The following is a 17,206-nucleotide window of genomic DNA, read 5'->3' as shown; positions in this document are numbered from 1 at the left end:
ATGGGACGCTATTTCACCAGCAGGATACGGCTCGCCGGGGGCGCGGTCCACTCGAAGCCGCGCGCGATCACCACGCCATTGTCTTCGAGCGGGATCTTGATCTTGCGCCCGCCCCATTCGGGAACGGGGGTATAGAGAAACAGTTCGATTGACAGGAAATTGCCGGGCCGCAAGGCATAGGTCATGCGCAGCGGGTTGAAATCCGCCATCGACGGCCCCGATCCATGCCCCCAGTCGCCGACCGAATGGCTGCCGATCACCACGTCCGAATATTTCGGGTCGGGACTCGGATCGTCGTAGCGGCCGAGCGCAAGCCCCGGCGTCTGCGCGACGCGGCGGTTGACCGCCGCCAGCGCCTCGCCCGCGGTCACGCCCGGGCGGATCGCGTCGAGGATCATCCGCCGTATCTCCATCGCCTTGTCGAAGGCGCGCTGCACGCCCGGCGGCGGCGCATTCTCGCCGGGCTTCAACACATAGGCCATGCGCTTCATGTCGGTATAGGCGAGCAGATAGTTGACGCCCCAGTCCATGGTGATGAGGTCGCCCGGTTGGATCACATGATCGCCCGACGTCGGCCCGCGTTCGCCCGGCCCCAGCACATAGATGCTGGGCAGGCCGAAGCTATTGCCCAGCCCCTGCCGGTGCAATTCCTCCATCATCCACCAGGCGACATCGCCGGTCGTCGTGTGGCCCGGCCGGATCACCTCGTTCGATAGCGCCCGTTCGGCGATGGTCCGCGAATATTCGCCGGCGCGCGCAAAGGCCGCGATCTCGGTGGCGCTGTGCCGCGAGCGGAAATCGGAAACGAGCTTTTCGGCGGAGACCAGCCGCGCCGCCAGATCGGGACCCAGCGCCGCGCGAAGCGCCTCGTAAAGCGAACGGCTGAGCCCGTCGGCGGTGCCGATCTCGGTCGCGACGTTGATGCCGATGCGCGCGGGCGCCCGCGCCTCGACAAAGGCGCGCAGGTCCGACGGCGGCCCCTTGATATCATAGAGCGGACACTGTTCGAAGGCCGCGCCGCCGATGCCCAGCGCCGCCCGCTCGATCCGCCCGCCGCCGCGGTCGGTGAAGATATAATAGCCGATGTCGCCGACATAGCCGCCGCCCAGCATCGCCGCATTGGGATCGTCATGCCCCTCGCGCGACGCGACGATCCACATGTCGATGCCGTTCTCGCGCATCGCCTCCGGCAGGATCAGGTCGAGCTTGTCCTTGCGGATCTGGCATAGCTGGTCCCAGCGCTGTTTCGCTTCCTGCGCCGGGGCGGGAACCGCGATCACCGCCGACAGCATCGTCAGCATTCCCATCGTCCGCACCAGCCGATTCGCCCGCATCGCCACCCTCCTCCTGTATTGCGTGCCGTCCCGCGGAAGCGGCCGGTCGGCTCAGCGCGACTTATATATTCATATTCACGCGATTAGTGTCAATTTATCCACCACGGAAAGGACCACGTGATGCCGTGGCGGGCGTCACTAACCACTATGGGGAAAAAGAACGGCAGTCGTAACGGCAAGGGAGGAGATCGAGGGCCGTCTCGCAATCCTTCCCGGCACCGGCGCGAGCACCCGGCAGACGATTTCGGAACCGCCCCCTCATAACCAAGTGCAAATACATATGTTTTCGGCTAATTCGAGCGCCATGAGCGTTTCGCCATGACGGAACGGCTTGATCCTACAGGGCATTTGGGGAACACATGAACGCAAGGTCGACGAGGAAATCGACGGACAAATTGGGGGGCGAAATGGAAAATCGTGGTGATTACGACCCGAGCAGTCCGACATTTCGCCTGGAGAATTCGCCATTCTATCTGATGGCGCACGCCGATTTCAAATATCATGAGGACATGGACAAGGTGCTGCACAAGCACGGCGTGTCCAAGCCCGTCTATCGCGTCATGACGGTGCTGCGTGAGCGTCAGCCCGCTAGCATCGGCGCGATCGCGGAAGCCGCCCTGACCAAGCGGTCGACGATCAGCCGGATCATCGACCGGATGATCGAACAGGGGCTCGTGACGACCGAGCCCAATCCCGAGGATAACCGCGTCACCGAAGTCACGCTGACGCCCGCGGGCCAGCAGACGCTGCGCAAGCTGACCCCGATCGTCGGACGCCAGTTCACGCGCGCGATGGACGGCATCAGCAACCGCGACCTCGCCCACCTGCTGCGCACGCTTCAGAAGATCAGCGCCAACCTCAGCAAACTGCCAATCGAATAGCGCCGCGTGGGCGGACGATGACATCGTACGGACGCGCCACCCGCAAGCGGCAAGAACCTGTTCCCCGGCGAAAGCCCGGGTCCAGGGCACAGTACTGTCCTGCGTGAACCCCGGCTTTCGCCGGGAATGGTTCCTTGTCGAAAAGGGATAATTCCCGACTTGAGCAGCGGAAGCGCGAAAAACCGCCATTTGCAGGTCGCCAGAGCGGAATGTCGGTCCGGCCTAACGCGCCGGCCCGTCGACGACCACCTTGCCGTCCGCGACGACGTAGCGGACGTCGCGCAGATTCTTGAGCGAATCGAGCGGGTTCGCGCCGACGATCAATATGTCCGCGATCTTGCCCTTTTCGATCGTGCCCAGCTTGTCGCCCATCCGCATGATCTGCGCGCCGACGCGGGTCGCCGATGCAAGGATGTCGGCGTTGCTCATCCCCGCCTGGCTCAGATAATCGAGTTCATGGAAATAGGCGTCGGGATAGCGTTCGTCGTTTTCGAACGGAATGTCGGTCCCGACGCCGATCGGCACGCCGGCGCGATAGGCTTCGGTCACGCGCTTCAGATGGTCCCGCTGGTCGATCACGAAACGGCGCGAATGGGTGTTATAGAAACCGCCGCTCGGAATGCCGGCGGTCGGATAGCCGCCGTTGAGCAGATTGTCGAAGGCGATGATCGTCGGGACGAACGCCGTCCCGTGCTTCTTCATCAGCGGCACCGCATTGTCGCTCATCGCCAGCGGATGTTCGAGCGTGTCGACCCCGGCCTCGATCGCCCAGTCGGTATATTTGCCGAAGCTGTCGATCGCGACCGGCACGCCCAGCGAGTGCGCCTCGTCGATCGCCGCCGCCAGTTCCTCCTTATCGGCCGGCGCGCCGAGCTTGATCCAGTCGGCAAGGTTGCGGATCTGCTCGCGCACCGCGGTGCGCCATTCCCACGGGCCGTTGGCGCCCTTCGACGGCCCGCCCAGTGCTGGCTTCTGCCGCCCGGTCGCCGTCGACGTCACCTCGTCGCCGTGGCCGCCGGTGGTCGCGATGATGCGCCCGCTCCACAGGACGCGCGGCCCGCGGATGATGCCGCGGTCGACCCCTTCCTTGATGCGCAGCGCGACATCGTCGACGGTACCCACGTCGCGTGCCGCGGTGATGCCAGCGTTGATCAGTTGCTCGGCCAGCGCGACGCCGCGGATCGCGGCGCCTGCCGGGCTGTCAGAATATTTGCCGAAATCGTCGCAGCGCTGCTGGGTGAAGTGGATGTGCAGATCGATCAGGCCCGGCATCACGTACAGGCCGGAGGCGTCGATCGTGCGCGCGGCATCGGCCGGCACTGCCACCGACCCGGCGGGTCCCGCGGCGAGAATCCGGTCGCCCTGAGTCACCACCACCGCATTGGAGATCGGCGCGCCGCCGCGTCCGTCGATCAGCGTGCCGCCGGCGATCACGACGATCGGTTCGTGGCTGCGATCAATCGGGGGAATCGGCACGCGCCGCACGTCGTCGGTCGTTTCGGGAATCGGGCGCTCGGCCGCCTGTACAACCGGCGACAAGGCGGCGAGCGATGTCAGCAGGCCGACGCCCAGCGCCGCGTGCTTCCAGCGATCGCCCCCTCGACGACGTGCGATATGATCCGGCATGGCAACCTCCCCTGAAATGTGAATTTACACATGATTTAAAGCGCGATTCTCTTGACGACACAAGAGGGATTTGCTTCGATGCGCGGCGGCCGGATCGGCGGGCGATCGCGGCCGCCGGAGCACGACATGCCGCTGGCGCAACCGCAGGCAGGCCTCGAACAGGCGCTTGGTCAGGCGATGGTGCTTGCCCGCTCGGGGCGTTTCGATGCCGCGGAAGCCGGCCTGCAAGCCATATTGGCCCAGAGCCCCGATCAGCCCGACGCGCTGCAATTGCTGGGGATGGTCGCGCGGCGGCGCGGCGATCACACCGCGGCGACGGCGCTGTTCCGCCGTTCGCTGGCCGCCCGTCCCGGCCAGCCGCACGTGCTCAACAATCTGGGCAGCAGCCTTTCCGATCTCGGACGGCACGCCGAGGCCGCCGCCGCCTATCAGGAAGCGCTGGCTCTTGCGCCCAGCTACGACGACGCGCGGATCAACCTCGCGCTGGCGCGGATCGCGCTCGGCGATCCGGGCGCGGCACGCGACGGGCTCGCTCCGCTCGTCCGCGCGCGCCCCGACCATGCGCGCGCATGGGCCGTGCTCGGTCAGGCGCTGAACGCGCTGAACGACGGAAAGCAGGCCGTCGACGCCTACCGCACCGCGCTGCGCCTGCGCCCCGACCATGCGCCCTGGCAGCACAATCTCGCGGTGGCGCTGCGGCTCGTCGGGCGCCCCGAAGAGGCTTTGCCGCTCTTCGAGGAATGCGCCGCGCAGGCACCCGGCGAAGCGAAAATCCGGTACAACCTCGGGCATTGCCTGCAGGATCTTGGCCGCATCGACGAAGCCGCCGCCGCCTATCGCGCGGCGATCCGCCTGACGCCAGCCGACGCTGCGATGCACGATTCGCTCAGCCGACTGCTCTGGGAGCATCGCCGCGCCGATCGCCATCTCGACAGCTATCGCGAGGCGCTGCGCCGTCATCCCGACGACGCCGGGTTGCTCGCGGGGCTTGCCAACCGCCTGACGCTCGGCGGCGAGCCCAGCGAAGCGGCGGCGCTGCTCGCCCCGGCGGTCGCACGCGGCGTCGGCGGCGCCGACCTGCAACATCGGCTGGGGCAGGCGCTCTGGTCGAGCGGCCGGTCGGAAGAGGCGCTCGCCGCCTTCGACGCCGCGCTGGACGGCGACCCGGAGCATGCAGCCGCCCTGCGTGAATCCGCCCGCTCGCTCCTGATCCTCGACCGGCCGGCGGAGGCGATGCCGCGCATCGCGCGCCGCCTCGATACCGATCCCCGCGATCAGCAGGCACTCGCCCTCCAGGGTATCGCGTGGCGGTTCACCGGCGATGCCCTCGCCGAATGGCTGAACGATGTGGCGCTGATCGGCACACTGGCCCTCAGTCCCGCAGACGGCGACGTCGCCGGTTTCAATCGCCGGCTCGACGAAGCGCTTGGCGCGCTGCACCTCGGGCAGCGGCATCCGCTCGAACAGACGCTGCGCGGCGGGACGCAGACGGCCGATGACCTGTTCGGCCGCGACGTGCCGGAGGTTGCGGCGGTCCGGGCGCTGATCGAGGAAGGCGTCCGCCGCTATATCGCCGCGCTGCCCGACGATGCCGCTCACCCCTTCCTCAACCGCAAGGCATCCCGCTTCGCCTTTTCGGGCTCCTGGTCGGTGCGGCTGCACGACGGCGGCCACCACACCAACCATATCCACCCCGAAGGCTGGATCAGCGCGGTCTATTATGTCGCCCTCCCCGCGGCGGTCGCCGAAGGCGAACAGGGGTGGCTCAAGTTCGGCGAAACCGGCCTGCGCCTCGGCGCCCGCGAACGGATCGTCCGCACGGTGCGTCCGGAACCGGGGCGCCTCGTCCTGTTCCCGTCCTATTTCTACCACGGCACCATCCCCTTCGCCGACGAGGGGCACCGCACGACGATCGCGTTCGACGTCGTGCCGGCGGACTAGGGGATCATCAATTTACTTGCATATGCAAGTTTTTCGACGCACAATCCGGCTCGGGAGAAAAGATCATGACTGCAAACATTATCCAGCAATTCGCCGCGGGCGTCGCATCGGGCGCGATCCGCACCATCGACCTGACCCAGACGCTGTCGCCCGAGACGCCGACGCTCGTCCTGCCGCCCGAATTCGGCCAGTGCGCCGCCTTCAGCCAGGAAGAGATTTCGCGCTACGACGAGCGCGGAGTCGCCTGGTACTGGAACAATTTTACGGTCAGCGAGCACACCGGCACCCATTTCGACGCGCCGATCCACTGGATCACGGGCAAGGACCTGCCCAACAATTCGGTCGACACGGTGGCGCCCGCCGATTTCATCGCGCCCGCCGTCGTCATCGACATCTCGCAGAAGGCGGCGGCCGATCCCGACTATCTGCTGACGGTCGAGGATATAAAGGCATGGGAAGCGACGCACGGCCGCATCCCGCCGCGCAGCTGGGTCATGCTGCGCACCGACTGGTCGAAGCGCGACGTCGACGCCTATACCAACCGGCGCGAGGACGGGGCGCACACACCGGGGCCGTCGGCGGAGGCGGTGCGTTTCCTGGTCGACGAACGCGACGCACACGGGCTGGGCGTCGAGACGATCGGCACCGACGCGGGGCAGGCGCATCTGCTCGATCCGGCCTATCCGGCGCACACGCTGTTCCACGCGGCGGGCCGCTATGGGCTCCAGTGTCTCGAGAATCTGGACCTGCTGCCGCCGACGGGCAGCGTGGTCGTCGCCGCGCCGCTCAAGATCAAGGGCGGTTCGGGCAGCCCGCTGCGCGTGCTCGCGCTCGTCGCGGACTGACGCGGCAATGGCGGAACGTTCCTTCAAGGCGGAGGTCGAGCAGCTCAAGCTCGGCGACGGCGAGTCCTTCCACGGCGAAGGCATCCTCGCGGTCACCAAGGCGCTGCTCCAGGCGGGCGTCGCCTATGTCGGCGGCTACCAGGGATCGCCGATCAGCCACCTGATGGACGTGTTTTCCGACGCCAGCGACCTGATGGCCGGGCTCGGCGTGCATTTCGAAAGCTCGGCCAGCGAGGCGACCGCCGCGGCGATGCTCGCCGCGTCGGTCAACTATCCGCTGCGCGGCGCAGTCGCGTGGAAATCGGTGGTCGGCACCAACGTCGCGTCGGACGCGCTGTCGAACGTCGCCTCGGGAGGCGTCACCGGGGGGGCGTTGATCATCCTTGGCGAGGATTATGGCGAAGGCTCCTCGATCATGCAGGAGCGCACCCACGCCTTCGCGATGAAATCGCAGATGTGGCTGCTCGACCCGCGGCCCAGCCTGCCGCTGATCGTCGACATGGTCGAAAAGGGGTTCGAGCTGTCCGAAGCGTCGAACACCCCGGTCATGCTCGAACTCAGGGTGCGGGCCTGCCATGTCACGGGCAGCTTCACGGCGCGCGACAACCGGCGGCCGCCGCTGACCGTCGCCGAAGCCGCGGCGGCACCGACGCGCGACACCAACCGCATCGTCCTGCCGCCCGCCAATTTCCTGCACGAGGTCGAGAAGATCGAGAAGCGCTGGCCCGCCGGCATCGATTTCGTCAGGCAGCACAGGCTGAACGAGCATTTCGGCACCGAGCGCGACGAGATCGGCATCATCGTCCAGGGCGGGCTGTTCAATTCGCTCAACCGCGCGCTCGAACTGCTCGACCTGTCCGACGCCTTCGGCAATGCGGCGCTGCCCGTCTATGTGCTCAACGTCACCTATCCGCTGATCCCCGACGAAGTGCAGGCCTTCTGCGCCGGCAAGCGCGCGGTGCTGGTGGTCGAGGAAGGCCAGCCCGAATTCATCGAGCACGAACTCAACACGCTCGTTCGCCGCGCCGACCTGCAGACGCGCATCGTCGGCAAGGATGTGCTGCCGCGCGCGGGCGAATATACGGCCGCGGTCATCAAGGACGGCATCGCCCGCTTCCTGCGCGCCCACGCCCCCGACCGCGCACCGGCCGAGGAGCCTGCCCAGCCGTCCGCGCTGCCGCCGGGCGCAGTGCCGCAGCGGCCCGCGGGCTTCTGCACCGGCTGTCCTGAGCGGCCGATCTTCTCGGCGATGAAGCTGGTCCAGAAAGAGGTTGGGGAACTGCACGTCTCCGCCGACATCGGCTGCCACCTCTTCTCGATCCTGCCGCCCTTTCACATCGGCAACACGACGATGGGCTATGGCCTCGGCACCGCGGGCGCCTCCGCGTTCAAGCCCGAGGGCAAGCGCGCGGTCGCGATCATGGGCGACGGCGGCTTCTGGCACAACGGCCTGACGTCGGGCATCGGCAACGCGGTCTTCAACCAGGACGACAATCTGACGATCATCGTCGACAACGGCTATTCGGCCGCGACCGGCGGACAGGACATCCCCTCGTCGCGCGCACGGCCGCCGCACCGCCAGACCAACAACCCGATCGAGCGCGCGGTGCGCGGCGTCGGCATCGGCTGGGCGCAGACGCGGACGCGCACCTATGACGTGGCGGGGATGCGCGATGCGATCCGCGACGCGCTGACCTCGCCCGAAAAGGGCCCGAAGGTGCTCGTCGCCCAGTCCGAATGCCAGCTTAACCGCCAGCGGCGCATCAAGCCCCAGATGGCGAAGGCTCTGCGCGCCGGCGAGCGGGTGGTGCGCGAACGCTTCGGGGTCGACCCCGACACCTGCACCGGCGACCACAGCTGCATCCGCCTGTCGGGCTGTCCGTCGCTGACGATCCGGACGAACCCCGATCCGCTGCGCCAGGACCCGATTGCGCATGTCGAGAACAGCTGCGTCGGATGCGGGGTGTGCGGAGAGGTCAGCCACGCGGCCGTCCTCTGCCCGTCCTTCTACAAGGCGCGGATCATCGCCAATCCCGATCGGCGCGATCGGCTGCGCCATCGGCTGCGCGGCTGGGTGATCGGCGCGCTCCAGCGGCGATCGGCGCGCCGGCTGGCCGCGAGGGCCTTCTGATGGCCGGGCGCGAACGCATCACCATCGCCGCCCTCGGGCTCGGCGGGCAAGGCGGCGGCGTCCTCGCCGACTGGATCGTCCAGCTCGGCGAGGCGAACAATTATGTCGCGCAGGGCACTTCGGTCCCCGGCGTCGCGCAGCGCACCGGCGCCACCGTCTATTATATCGAGATGTTCCCGGCCGGCTGCGCCAGCGCACCACCCGTGCTCGCACTCATGCCGGTGCCCGGCGACGTCGATGTCGTCCTCGCGTCGGAACTGATGGAGGCCGGCCGCGCGATCCTGCGCGGCTTCGTGTCGAAGGACACGCTGCTGATCGGCTCGACCCACCGCGTCTACGCGATCGACGAGAAATCGGCGATGGGCGACGGCCGCGCCAGCGGCGAGCGCATCCTGGCCGCCGCGCAGGAGCGGGCCCGCCGCTTCATCGGCTTCGACATGGACGATGCCGCCGCGCGCACGGGCAGCGTCATCAGTTCGATCATGTTCGGCGCGCTCGCGGGCAGCGGCGTCCTGCCCTTTCCCCGCGCGGCCTTCGAGGATGCGATCCGCGCGGGCGGCAAGGCGATCGAAACCAATCTGCAAGGCTTCGCGGCCGGCTTCGACGCCGCGCAGGGCAAGGGCGGAACGCCGCAGGAAACGCCGCGCGCCACTGCGCCGACCACCGCGGCCGGGCGCGCGCTGCTGGCGCGCATCGAAGCGAATCTGCCGCGCGAGGCGCATGATTTCGCGGTCGAGGGCGTGAAACGGCTGATGGACTATCAGGACGCGGCCTATGCTGCCCTCTACCTCGACCGGCTCGAAGCGCTCGGGACCGATCCCGCGCTGCTGACCGAAGCCGCGCGTCACCTGGCGCTGTGGATGTCCTATGAGGACACGATCCGCGTCGCGGCCCTGAAGGTCCGGGCGAGCCGCTTCGCCCGCGTCCGCGCCGAGGTGAAGGCGAAGGACGACCAGATCGTCGAGCTCACCGAATATATGCATCCGCGGCTTGAAGAGGTCTGCGAGACGCTGCCCGCGCCGATCGGGCGCCGCATTCTTGCCAGTCCCTGGCTGACGCGGCGGCTGAAGCCGCTGTTCGCGAAGGGTCGCCATGTCGAGACGACCAGCTTGCGCTGGTTCCTGATGCTGTCGCTGCTCGCCGGCTGGCGGCGCTGGCGGCGCGGCACGCTGCGCTACCGGATCGAGCAGGAGCGGATCGAGGCATGGCTGGCGCTCGCCCGCGCCGCCGCGCCCGATGTCGCGGTCGAGATCGTGAAATGCCAGCGGCTGATCAAGGGCTATGGCGACACGTTCGAGCGCGGCCTCGGCAATTACGAGCGGATCGTCGAGCGGTATCGCAAGGGCAACCTCGCCGCCGCGGACATCGCCCGCCTGCGCGAGGCGGCGCTGGCGGACGAGGAAGGCCAGGCACTCGACCAAGCCCTGGCCTCCTGATCGCTGGCGCGAAGCAGACTCTGTCCCGCTTGGCTCGCATCAAGGGCTGATATGCCGCATCTACCGGAATGGGACGACCCTAACGTTTCGCCGCGATCCAGGCGTCGACCTTCGCCTCCAGCATCGTCATCGGCAGTTGCCCCTGCGCGAGGATCAGGTCGTGAAAGGCGCGGATGTCGAAGCGGTCGCCCAGCGCCTGTTCGGCGCGGCGGCGCAGCTCGACGATCTTGAGTTCGCCGACCTTGTAGGCGACCGCGCCCCCCGGCGCACCGATATAGCGCGCGAGTTCGGTGTCGATGTTGATGTCGGCCAGCGCCGTATTCTCGGCAAAGCACTGTCGCGCCCGGTCATAGCTCCAGCCCATCACGTGGATGCCGGTATCGACGACCATGCGGCACGCGCGCCACATCTCGGTCGAGAGGCTGCCAAAGGTCTCATAGGCATCGCGATAGACGCCCATCTCGTGCCCAAGCCGTTCGGCATAGAGCGCCCATCCCTCGCGGAAGGCCAGCAGATCGCGGGCGCGGCGGAAGCCGGGGAGCGCCTTGTTCTCGTTGTTGAGCGCGCCGTGCGTGTGGTGCCCCGGCGCTGCCTCGTGCAGGCTGAGCGCCGGGACCTCGTACAGCGGCCGCTGGTCGAGATGCGAGGTGTTGACGACGAAGGTCCCGGCAAAGCCCTTTTCGAAATCGCCGCCGCCGCCGCCGCGCGCGGTCGTATAGCCTTCTTCCAGCTCGCGCGGCACCGGCACGATCGTGAAGGGCTGGCGCGGCAGAACCGAAAAATAGCGCGGCAGCACGCCGTCGATGCGCTTGGCCGCCGCAGCATATTTCTCGATCAGGCCTTCGCGGCTCGTCGCATAGAAGCGCGGGTCGGTGCGCAGGAAGCGCAGCCAGTCGGCGAAGCTCCCCTCGAAGCCGGTCGAGGCGATGACCTTGTCCATCTCGGCGCGGATCCGGCGTACCTCCGCCAGCCCCATTTCGTGGATCTGCTCGGCGGTCAGGTCGGTCGTCGTATAATAGCGCAGCAGGAAGTCGTAATAGGCCCGCCCGCCCGGCACGGCCGCGATACCCAGTTCCTTGCGCGCCTTCGCGCGATAGGGGCCGTCGATATAGGCTAGCGCCTCGCGCTGCGCCGGCCGGATGTCCGTTTCGATCAATCGCTGCGCCTCGGCCGCGATCGCCGGATAGGGCTTGAGCGGCTCCAGCATCGGGTCCTCGGCCACGGGCTGCGCGATCTGGTTGCGCAGGATCGCCACCCCCACGTCGATCACGACCGCGGGGTGCGTCCAGCCCGACGCCACCCCGCGCGCGAGGTTGGCGCGCTGCTCGGCGAAATAGCGCGGAATGCCGCGCATCCGCTCCACCCACGCGCGCGCATCGGCTTCGCTGCGCAGGGTCAGGCCGCGCGCGAGCGAATAGGGCGTGTTGTAGAAGCCTTCATGCGCGACGAAGGCGAAGCGCCGTTCGTCGAAGTCTATCCCTTCGACCCGCCAGGCGATGAGCTGGCGCAGATAGGCACGATCGACGCGCGTTTCGTCGGTCAGCGCCGCATCGTCGAGCGCATCGAGCGCTGCGGCAATCCGCTGGAGCTCGGCCTTGCGCCCCGCCATGCCCGCCGGCGTCTCGTCGGGCCAGCCGACCCGCGCCCGCGACGGATCGGAGCGCCCCGCCTCCATCGGATAGTCTTCCGCGAAATGCTCGTAACGATCGATCAGGTCGGGCAGGTCGGGTGTCGCGGCCCCGCCCAGCAGCAGGGCTCCTCCGCACAGCGCTACGACGCGGCACCAGCGCCGGATCGGGGTGGGGATTGCAGGAGCCATGGCGAATTCCTTTCAGGGGAACGGCGCCGCACCGGGACGCGGCGGATTGAAACCGAAGAGCTTTGAGCTAAAGCGGCGGTCATGGACGTCTTTCAGTCGGGGAACCCCGGCGACACCGCCTTTCGGGTCGATCGATACCCCTTCTATCTGCTCAACCGGCTGGTCAGCCGGTACAACAGCATCATCGATGCGCGGCTGCGCGCGATCGGCCTCGATATTCCAGGCTGGCGCGTCCTGATGATCCTCGGCGAGGAATCGCCGCGCGGCGCGCGCGAGATCGCGCAGGCGGCGGTCATCAACCTGTCGACGATGACACGGATCATCCAGCGGATGACCGCGGCCGGACTGGTGACCGCCACGCCGAGCCGCGAGGACGCCCGCGTGACGCTGGTCGCGCTCGCCCCGGGTGGCGAAGCGCGGCTGGCCGAGGCGCGGCTGGCGACCGCACCCATCTATGCCCATCTGATCGCGGGGCTGAAGGCCGAGGAATTCGAGCAGTTGATCGCGCTGCTCGGCCGGCTTCACGACAATCTGGAACCGCTGGCGCCCTAGGGGCGGGCGCAGTTCAAGCGAGGCGGAAATGGCGACTTTGCCGGTGCCGGAGTTCAGCATTCCGATGGCGCCGCTGTTTGCGGGCCAGAGCTGAACGTCGATCGACCCCGGATCGCCCATGCCTCAGTTCGACAGATAGGCCATCGACATCAGCAGCTTCGGCAGCCACGCCGCGCCGGCATGGAAGCGCACCGGCGCCGGCGCGCGCGGCTGCACCGAAAGCGCCGTGCGATCGCCCGTCGCCAGCATGGCAGCCACCTCCGCCCCCAGCACGCTGTTGGTCGCGATCCCGCGGCCGTTGCAGGCCTGAATGGCGATCGCCCCCTCGCCGAGATCATAGACCTCGGGAAGGAAGGAGGTGTTCACCCACGCCAGGCCGCGCCACAGGAAATCGATCTGCGGATCGGGCATCGCCGCGAAATGCTGCGCCAGCCGCCGCCGGGCCTCGCGATAGAGCGCGGCATCGCTGCGGATCAGGAAGGACGCGGGAAAGGCCGAGACCAGATGCCCCTGCCCGTCGAGCCGCGCGGTGAACAGATAGGGGACCTTGTCGGTGAAGGCGCCCCCTTCGGTCAGGATCGCCCGACGCTGCGCTTCGTCGAGCGGCGCGCTCGCGAACTGGAAGACGTGCAGCGGCAGGGTCGTCCGCCGCATCGCCGGGTGCAGCGCACCGTTGCCGCCGTTGGCAGCCAGAACGACGCGGTCCGCGCGCACCGTCCCGCCGGGCGTGCGGCAAAGCCAGCCGTCCGTCGTCCGCTCGAGCGCGGCGACCGGGCTGTTCGCGAACAGGCGCGCGCCTTCGCGCTCGGCCGCGCGGGCAAGGCCGCGGACATAGCCGAGCGGGTTGAGGCTGCCGCCGTCGCCGAAGCGTAGCGCGCCGCAATAGCGGTCGGTGCCGAACAGCCGCCGGACCTCTGCGCCCTCGACGAAATCGACGGCATAGCCGCGCGACCGCCACTGGTCGGCGGAGCGGCGCTGATTGTCGGCGAGCGCCTCGGTGTGCGCGGGCGTGTAGAAGCCGTCCGGGCGCGCATCGCAATCGATCGCGTGCCGCGCGATAAGGTCGAAGACGAAGCGGCCCGAGGCGCCGATCATCCGGTTCAGCCGTTCGCCGTCCTCCGCGCCGAACGCCTGTCGCGCCGAATCGGGCGAATGGCGGATATAGTCGGGTGCGACGAGTCCGCCGCTCTGCCCGGTCGCGCCGTCGCCCGGCTGGCCCGCCTCGACCAGCACGACCGGGACACCCTTTTCGGCCAGATGGAGCGCCGTCGCGGTTCCGGCGATGCCGCCGCCGACGACCAGCACGTCGCTCTCGACATGGCCCGACAACGGCGCCAGCGCGGGCCCCGGGGCGGCGGTCGCCGTCCACAGCGGGCTCGTGACACTATCCTTGCGAGCGGCGCGGGAGATCGATCGATGCTGCATCATCGCTCCGTCGAAGCGACGAAGAGGGTGCCCATCGCGACGAGCGGGAGAGACCCCGTCGCGACGCCCACAACTCGGGACACTGTCATAACTGCGAACTTTCCTGCTCGCCCGTTTGCCGGGCGCTCTATCTTGCTATGGTTCAGATCGTGGCTGGAACGCCCTGCTCCGACCGCCCCGTCCGCCGCGCGATGGCAACGAAGAGCAGCACGAAACAAAGCGCCACGGGTGTGTTCATGATCATCGGCAACGACATCTCGTTGTTGCCGACGATCGAAACGGCGATGAAGATCGCGGTGCCTTCCTGTCGCATCAGATGCTCGATCCCGATCGCGACATTCTCGCGCCGCGAGAAGCCGGCGAAGCGGACGATGGTCATCACGACGACGACCATGGTCAGGTTGAGCGCGACCGTGATCCAGAACAGCGCCCCCAGATTCTCGCGCAGCACCGGAACCTGGTCGTAGAGTATCACGCCGAAGGAGCTGAACAGGACGATCGTCGCTGCATTCTTCAGGTAGCGCTTGAACCAGATCGCGAAATCGGGCCGCCACGCGCGGATCGCGAAGCCCACCGTCGCGGGCAGCACCGTGATCGAGAAGATGTCCCAGAAGAAGGAGGCGAGCGGCACCTGCACGTCCGCCTCCAGCCCCATGAAATGGAGCAGCGCGAAATGCGCGTAGAAGGGGACCACGAAGATATAGATCATGCTGAGGATCAGCGTCATCGACATCGACAGCGCCAGATCGCCCTTCGCCATGTCGGTGAACAGGTTCGACAACATGCCGCCGGGGGTCGTCGCGAGCAGGACGAAGCCGACCGCGAGCGCCGCGGTGGGCACCACCGTCAGCGCGAGCGTGAGCCCGATCAGCGGCGGCACGACCAGCATCGAGCAGACGCCGAAGATCAGCGCGCGCTTGTTCCGGAATACCTGCCGAAAATCGTCGGCGGTCAGCGACAGGCCCATCGACACCATGATCGCTACCAGCGATCCCGGGAGCAGCCAGTTGCCCAGCAAGGACATCAGATCGTCATAGGTCATGGGCGGGCGTCCTCAGGCGGTTTCAATCGTCAGGGTGCAGGCGCCGTTGCGCCGGATGGCGCGGCAGTCGGCCTGCGCCTTGGCCAGATCCTCGTCGAGGATGCGGGCACAGACATTCGCCTGGATCCACCCGAAGGGCATCAGCAGGCGCCCGCCGCCGCCATAGAAGAGGCCGATGTCGTAGAAGGGTCCCGGCGGCAGCCCCTTGGTGCTGCCCGCGGCGAGATAGGCGAGGACGATGTCGCCCGCCTCGGGATAGGAGGTCGCGTTCTCGGCCGGGATGGCGGGCTGCGCCATCCCGGCCGGCAGCGTGCTGGCCGGCATCGGGACGGAGATCTCGGGGCCGGTCCAGATCGCATGCATGGCTTCGAACGCCGCGCGGCGTTCGGCGAGGTCCCACAGGAAGGCCGCCGATTCGGGCGCCGCATCCTCGATCAGGCGGCAGCGCGCGGACAGGCCGGACTGCGGTTCGGTCAGTCGGATAATACGCATGGCGCTCCCTATTTCCCGTCCACCATCGCCAGATACTCCTGCTTCTGGAGCGCGATGGGCACATTGCCGTTGAGCCAGAGATAATCGTGGAAGCGCTTGAGGTCGAAATCCTTGCCCTCGCGCACCCGCGCCTCGGCCAGGAATTCCGCCGTCTGCATCTTGCCGATCTGATAGCTGATCGCCTGTCCCGGCGCGGCGGCGAAGAAGACCGCTTCCTCTTCCGCCGTGGCGCGGTCCATCGGCACCATCTTTTCCAGATAGTCCGCCGCCTCGGCGATGCTGAAGTCGCCAAGCGCCAGCTTCAAGTCGACCTCGACCCGCAGCGCGCGCAGCCGGGCGAAATTGTAGATGATCTCGCGCGTCCGGGGCGCGTCGGCCCATAGGCCCGCCTGAAGCATCATCTCCTCGGCATAGAAGCCCGTCCCCTCGTTCGCGCCGCTGTCGTAATAGTGGCGGCGCAGCGGGTTCGGATGCTTCCAGCCCAGGCTGAGCTGGAAGAAATGGCCGGGCACGCCTTCGTGCACGATGATCGGGCGCGGATCGCGGGTGATCGACAGGTTGAAATAGCCGAGCCCGGGCGACGGTTCGGGAAGATAGACGGTCGCATTCTGTCCGACACGCGTCCGGCTCGTCAGGTCGAAGGTCCGCCCCAGCCAGCCGATCGGCGCCAGATAGGCCGGAAAGGGTTGGGCGTTATAATGGCCCACCCATTCGGGCACGGTCAGCAGCTTGCGGTCGCGCAGAAAGGCCCGGACCTTGCGTTCGTCGGCGTCGAGCTTCGCCGTCACCGCGTCGATCGATGCGCCGATCGGCAGTTCGGGCAGCCCCGCGTTGCGGTTGCGCTCGAGTTCCTCGAACAATACCGAGCGCGCCCATTCCTGCCGCCCCATCACCTGCAGTTCCTCGGGCGAATAGGGATAGAGGGCAACGCTGCCGAGGAAATAGCGATAGCTGTCGCGGCCGACCGCGGTCGCATCGGACAAGCCGGCGCGCCGGGCGTTCAGGAAGGCTTCGAAATCGGCGAAGGCCGCGATCGCCTTGTCGGCCGCGGTGCGGAGCTGCCGGCGCTGGCCCGGCGTCGCGTGCGGATCGATGCCGGCGACCATGCCGTTCAGGCTGGACGGGACCTGCGCGACCTGCGCGAGCGCGGCGTCGACGAACGGCCCGCGCATGTCGGTGAGATTGGTCTTGCCCGCAGCAAGAGTCGCCGGCGCGTGGCCGAGCAGCCGGATGACGTCGTCGATCCGCGCCCGTTCGAGCGGCGGCGGCGGCAACAGCAGTTCGAAGATCGGGTTCAGCGCCTGCGCAACATAGAAATGCGGCTGGCGCCGCCACGCGGCGACATGGTCGAGTTCCCAGCGCACGCGCGCCAGCGCCGATCCGACCAGCCGGTAATCGACCGTCTCGCCGACCGACTGCGGCGCCTGCGCGAGCGCCTTCCACCGCGTTTCGAACGCCGCGAGCTGCCGCTTCTGGGCGTCGACGGCGGCGGGCGACCAGTCGGGCGTCCATTTTTCGGGGCGCACGATCCGCGGAATGTCGTCGCTCGTCGCCGGCTGGGTCGTGGCGCGCCACGCCCAGAAGTCGGCGCCCAGCGCCTGCACCTCGGCCTGCGCCGCGGCGCCCGTTGCCGACAGCAGCGCCGCGCCGCCGATCATCAGGGAAATCGCACGCCGCAGCAT

General features: G+C 67.9%; 13 protein-coding genes. 6 read left to right on the top strand and 7 right to left on the bottom strand.

Features of this window, described 5'->3' with window-relative positions; translation table 11 throughout:
- Positions 1-8 precede the first annotated feature (8 nt).
- On the bottom strand, positions 9-1,334 hold the full coding sequence (locus AC2S9W_RS05690) for a M24 family metallopeptidase (protein ID WP_199775048.1): 1,326 nt from the start codon (positions 1,332-1,334) through the stop codon (positions 9-11).
- Between the two features lie 476 nt (positions 1,335-1,810).
- Between AC2S9W_RS05690 and AC2S9W_RS05685 the strand changes: the two genes are divergently transcribed.
- Positions 1,811-2,215 carry a MarR family winged helix-turn-helix transcriptional regulator gene (locus tag AC2S9W_RS05685; RefSeq protein ID WP_169799618.1) on the top strand — a complete coding sequence of 135 codons (405 nt, stop codon included), beginning with the start codon at positions 1,811-1,813 and terminating at the stop codon, positions 2,213-2,215.
- A gap of 222 nt (positions 2,216-2,437) precedes the next feature.
- Here the strand turns inward: AC2S9W_RS05685 and AC2S9W_RS05680 are convergent, their stop codons facing one another.
- On the bottom strand, positions 2,438-3,841 hold the full coding sequence (locus AC2S9W_RS05680; RefSeq protein WP_104959284.1) for an amidohydrolase family protein: 1,404 nt from the start codon (positions 3,839-3,841) through the stop codon (positions 2,438-2,440).
- A gap of 78 nt (positions 3,842-3,919) precedes the next feature.
- Here AC2S9W_RS05680 and AC2S9W_RS05675 point away from each other — a divergent pair, with 78 nt between their 5' ends.
- From AC2S9W_RS05675 to AC2S9W_RS05660, 4 genes are all read left to right on the top strand, one after another.
- Entirely contained in the window at positions 3,920-5,782 is a 1,863-nt protein-coding gene (locus tag AC2S9W_RS05675) for a tetratricopeptide repeat protein (protein ID WP_076073679.1), read from the top strand.
- A 65-nt stretch (positions 5,783-5,847) separates the two neighbouring features.
- Positions 5,848-6,627: a cyclase family protein gene (locus AC2S9W_RS05670; RefSeq protein ID WP_076073676.1), complete on the top strand. Its 780-nt coding sequence runs from the start codon at positions 5,848-5,850 to the stop codon at positions 6,625-6,627.
- 7 nt (positions 6,628-6,634) lie between these two features.
- Positions 6,635-8,758: a ferredoxin family protein gene (locus tag AC2S9W_RS05665; RefSeq protein WP_076073674.1), complete on the top strand. Its 2,124-nt coding sequence runs from the start codon at positions 6,635-6,637 to the stop codon at positions 8,756-8,758.
- A complete protein-coding gene (locus AC2S9W_RS05660; protein ID WP_104959283.1) occupies positions 8,758-10,194 on the top strand; it encodes an indolepyruvate oxidoreductase subunit beta family protein in 1,437 nt (478 codons plus the stop codon). The genes AC2S9W_RS05665 and AC2S9W_RS05660 overlap by 1 nt, the downstream gene beginning before the upstream one ends.
- Before the next feature lie 79 nt (positions 10,195-10,273).
- On the opposite strand, the gene AC2S9W_RS05655 is transcribed toward AC2S9W_RS05660, so the two are convergent.
- Complete coding sequence (locus AC2S9W_RS05655; protein WP_076073671.1) at positions 10,274-12,013, bottom strand: DUF885 domain-containing protein; 1,740 nt, start codon at positions 12,011-12,013, stop codon at positions 10,274-10,276.
- An 81-nt stretch (positions 12,014-12,094) separates the two neighbouring features.
- On the opposite strand from AC2S9W_RS05655, the gene AC2S9W_RS05650 reads away from it, so the two are divergent.
- A complete protein-coding gene (locus tag AC2S9W_RS05650; RefSeq protein ID WP_076073668.1) occupies positions 12,095-12,565 on the top strand; it encodes a MarR family winged helix-turn-helix transcriptional regulator in 471 nt (156 codons plus the stop codon).
- A 123-nt stretch (positions 12,566-12,688) separates the two neighbouring features.
- On the opposite strand, the gene AC2S9W_RS05645 is transcribed toward AC2S9W_RS05650, so the two are convergent.
- The 4 genes from AC2S9W_RS05645 to AC2S9W_RS05630 all read right to left on the bottom strand — a co-directional run bounded on the left by AC2S9W_RS05645 (position 12,689) and on the right by AC2S9W_RS05630 (position 17,206).
- Complete coding sequence (locus AC2S9W_RS05645) at positions 12,689-13,993, bottom strand: NAD(P)/FAD-dependent oxidoreductase (protein ID WP_076073666.1); 1,305 nt, start codon at positions 13,991-13,993, stop codon at positions 12,689-12,691.
- 139 nt (positions 13,994-14,132) lie between these two features.
- Complete coding sequence (locus AC2S9W_RS05640; RefSeq protein ID WP_067180816.1) at positions 14,133-15,032, bottom strand: bile acid:sodium symporter family protein; 900 nt, start codon at positions 15,030-15,032, stop codon at positions 14,133-14,135.
- Between the two features lie 12 nt (positions 15,033-15,044).
- Entirely contained in the window at positions 15,045-15,524 is a 480-nt protein-coding gene (locus tag AC2S9W_RS05635; RefSeq protein WP_067105356.1) for a DUF3830 family protein, read from the bottom strand.
- Positions 15,525-15,532: 8 nt separating this feature from the next.
- Positions 15,533-17,206 (bottom strand): DUF885 family protein, encoded by a 1,674-nt coding sequence (locus AC2S9W_RS05630; RefSeq protein ID WP_486571721.1) that lies wholly within the window; start codon positions 17,204-17,206, stop codon positions 15,533-15,535.

It is taken from the genome of Sphingopyxis sp. 550B (genome assembly GCF_057401805.1).
The sequence above is the reverse complement of the archived record's forward strand: the minus strand, read 5'-3'. Positions and strand labels throughout refer to the sequence as shown.

What these genes read in the sequence shown, in the direction of transcription:
- AC2S9W_RS05665 (WP_076073674.1), top strand. Translation starts at nt 6,635, where the DNA reads ATGGCGGAACGTTCCTTCAAGGCGGAGGTCGAGCAGCTCAAGCTCGGC.
- AC2S9W_RS05680 (WP_104959284.1), bottom strand. Translation starts at nt 3,841, where the DNA reads ATGCCGGATCATATCGCACGTCGTCGAGGGGGCGATCGCTGGAAGCAC.
- AC2S9W_RS05690 (WP_199775048.1), bottom strand. Translation starts at nt 1,334, where the DNA reads ATGCGGGCGAATCGGCTGGTGCGGACGATGGGAATGCTGACGATGCTG.
- AC2S9W_RS05635 (WP_067105356.1), bottom strand. Translation starts at nt 15,524, where the DNA reads ATGCGTATTATCCGACTGACCGAACCGCAGTCCGGCCTGTCCGCGCGC.
- AC2S9W_RS05630 (WP_486571721.1), bottom strand. Translation starts at nt 17,206, where the DNA reads ATGCTGCGGCGTGCGATTTCCCTGATGATCGGCGGCGCGGCGCTGCTG.
- AC2S9W_RS05645 (WP_076073666.1), bottom strand. Translation starts at nt 13,993, where the DNA reads ATGATGCAGCATCGATCGATCTCCCGCGCCGCTCGCAAGGATAGTGTC.
- AC2S9W_RS05660 (WP_104959283.1), top strand. Translation starts at nt 8,758, where the DNA reads ATGGCCGGGCGCGAACGCATCACCATCGCCGCCCTCGGGCTCGGCGGG.
- AC2S9W_RS05670 (WP_076073676.1), top strand. Translation starts at nt 5,848, where the DNA reads ATGACTGCAAACATTATCCAGCAATTCGCCGCGGGCGTCGCATCGGGC.
- AC2S9W_RS05640 (WP_067180816.1), bottom strand. Translation starts at nt 15,032, where the DNA reads ATGACCTATGACGATCTGATGTCCTTGCTGGGCAACTGGCTGCTCCCG.
- AC2S9W_RS05655 (WP_076073671.1), bottom strand. Translation starts at nt 12,013, where the DNA reads ATGGCTCCTGCAATCCCCACCCCGATCCGGCGCTGGTGCCGCGTCGTA.
- AC2S9W_RS05675 (WP_076073679.1), top strand. Translation starts at nt 3,920, where the DNA reads ATGCGCGGCGGCCGGATCGGCGGGCGATCGCGGCCGCCGGAGCACGAC.
- AC2S9W_RS05685 (WP_169799618.1), top strand. Translation starts at nt 1,811, where the DNA reads ATGGCGCACGCCGATTTCAAATATCATGAGGACATGGACAAGGTGCTG.
- AC2S9W_RS05650 (WP_076073668.1), top strand. Translation starts at nt 12,095, where the DNA reads ATGGACGTCTTTCAGTCGGGGAACCCCGGCGACACCGCCTTTCGGGTC.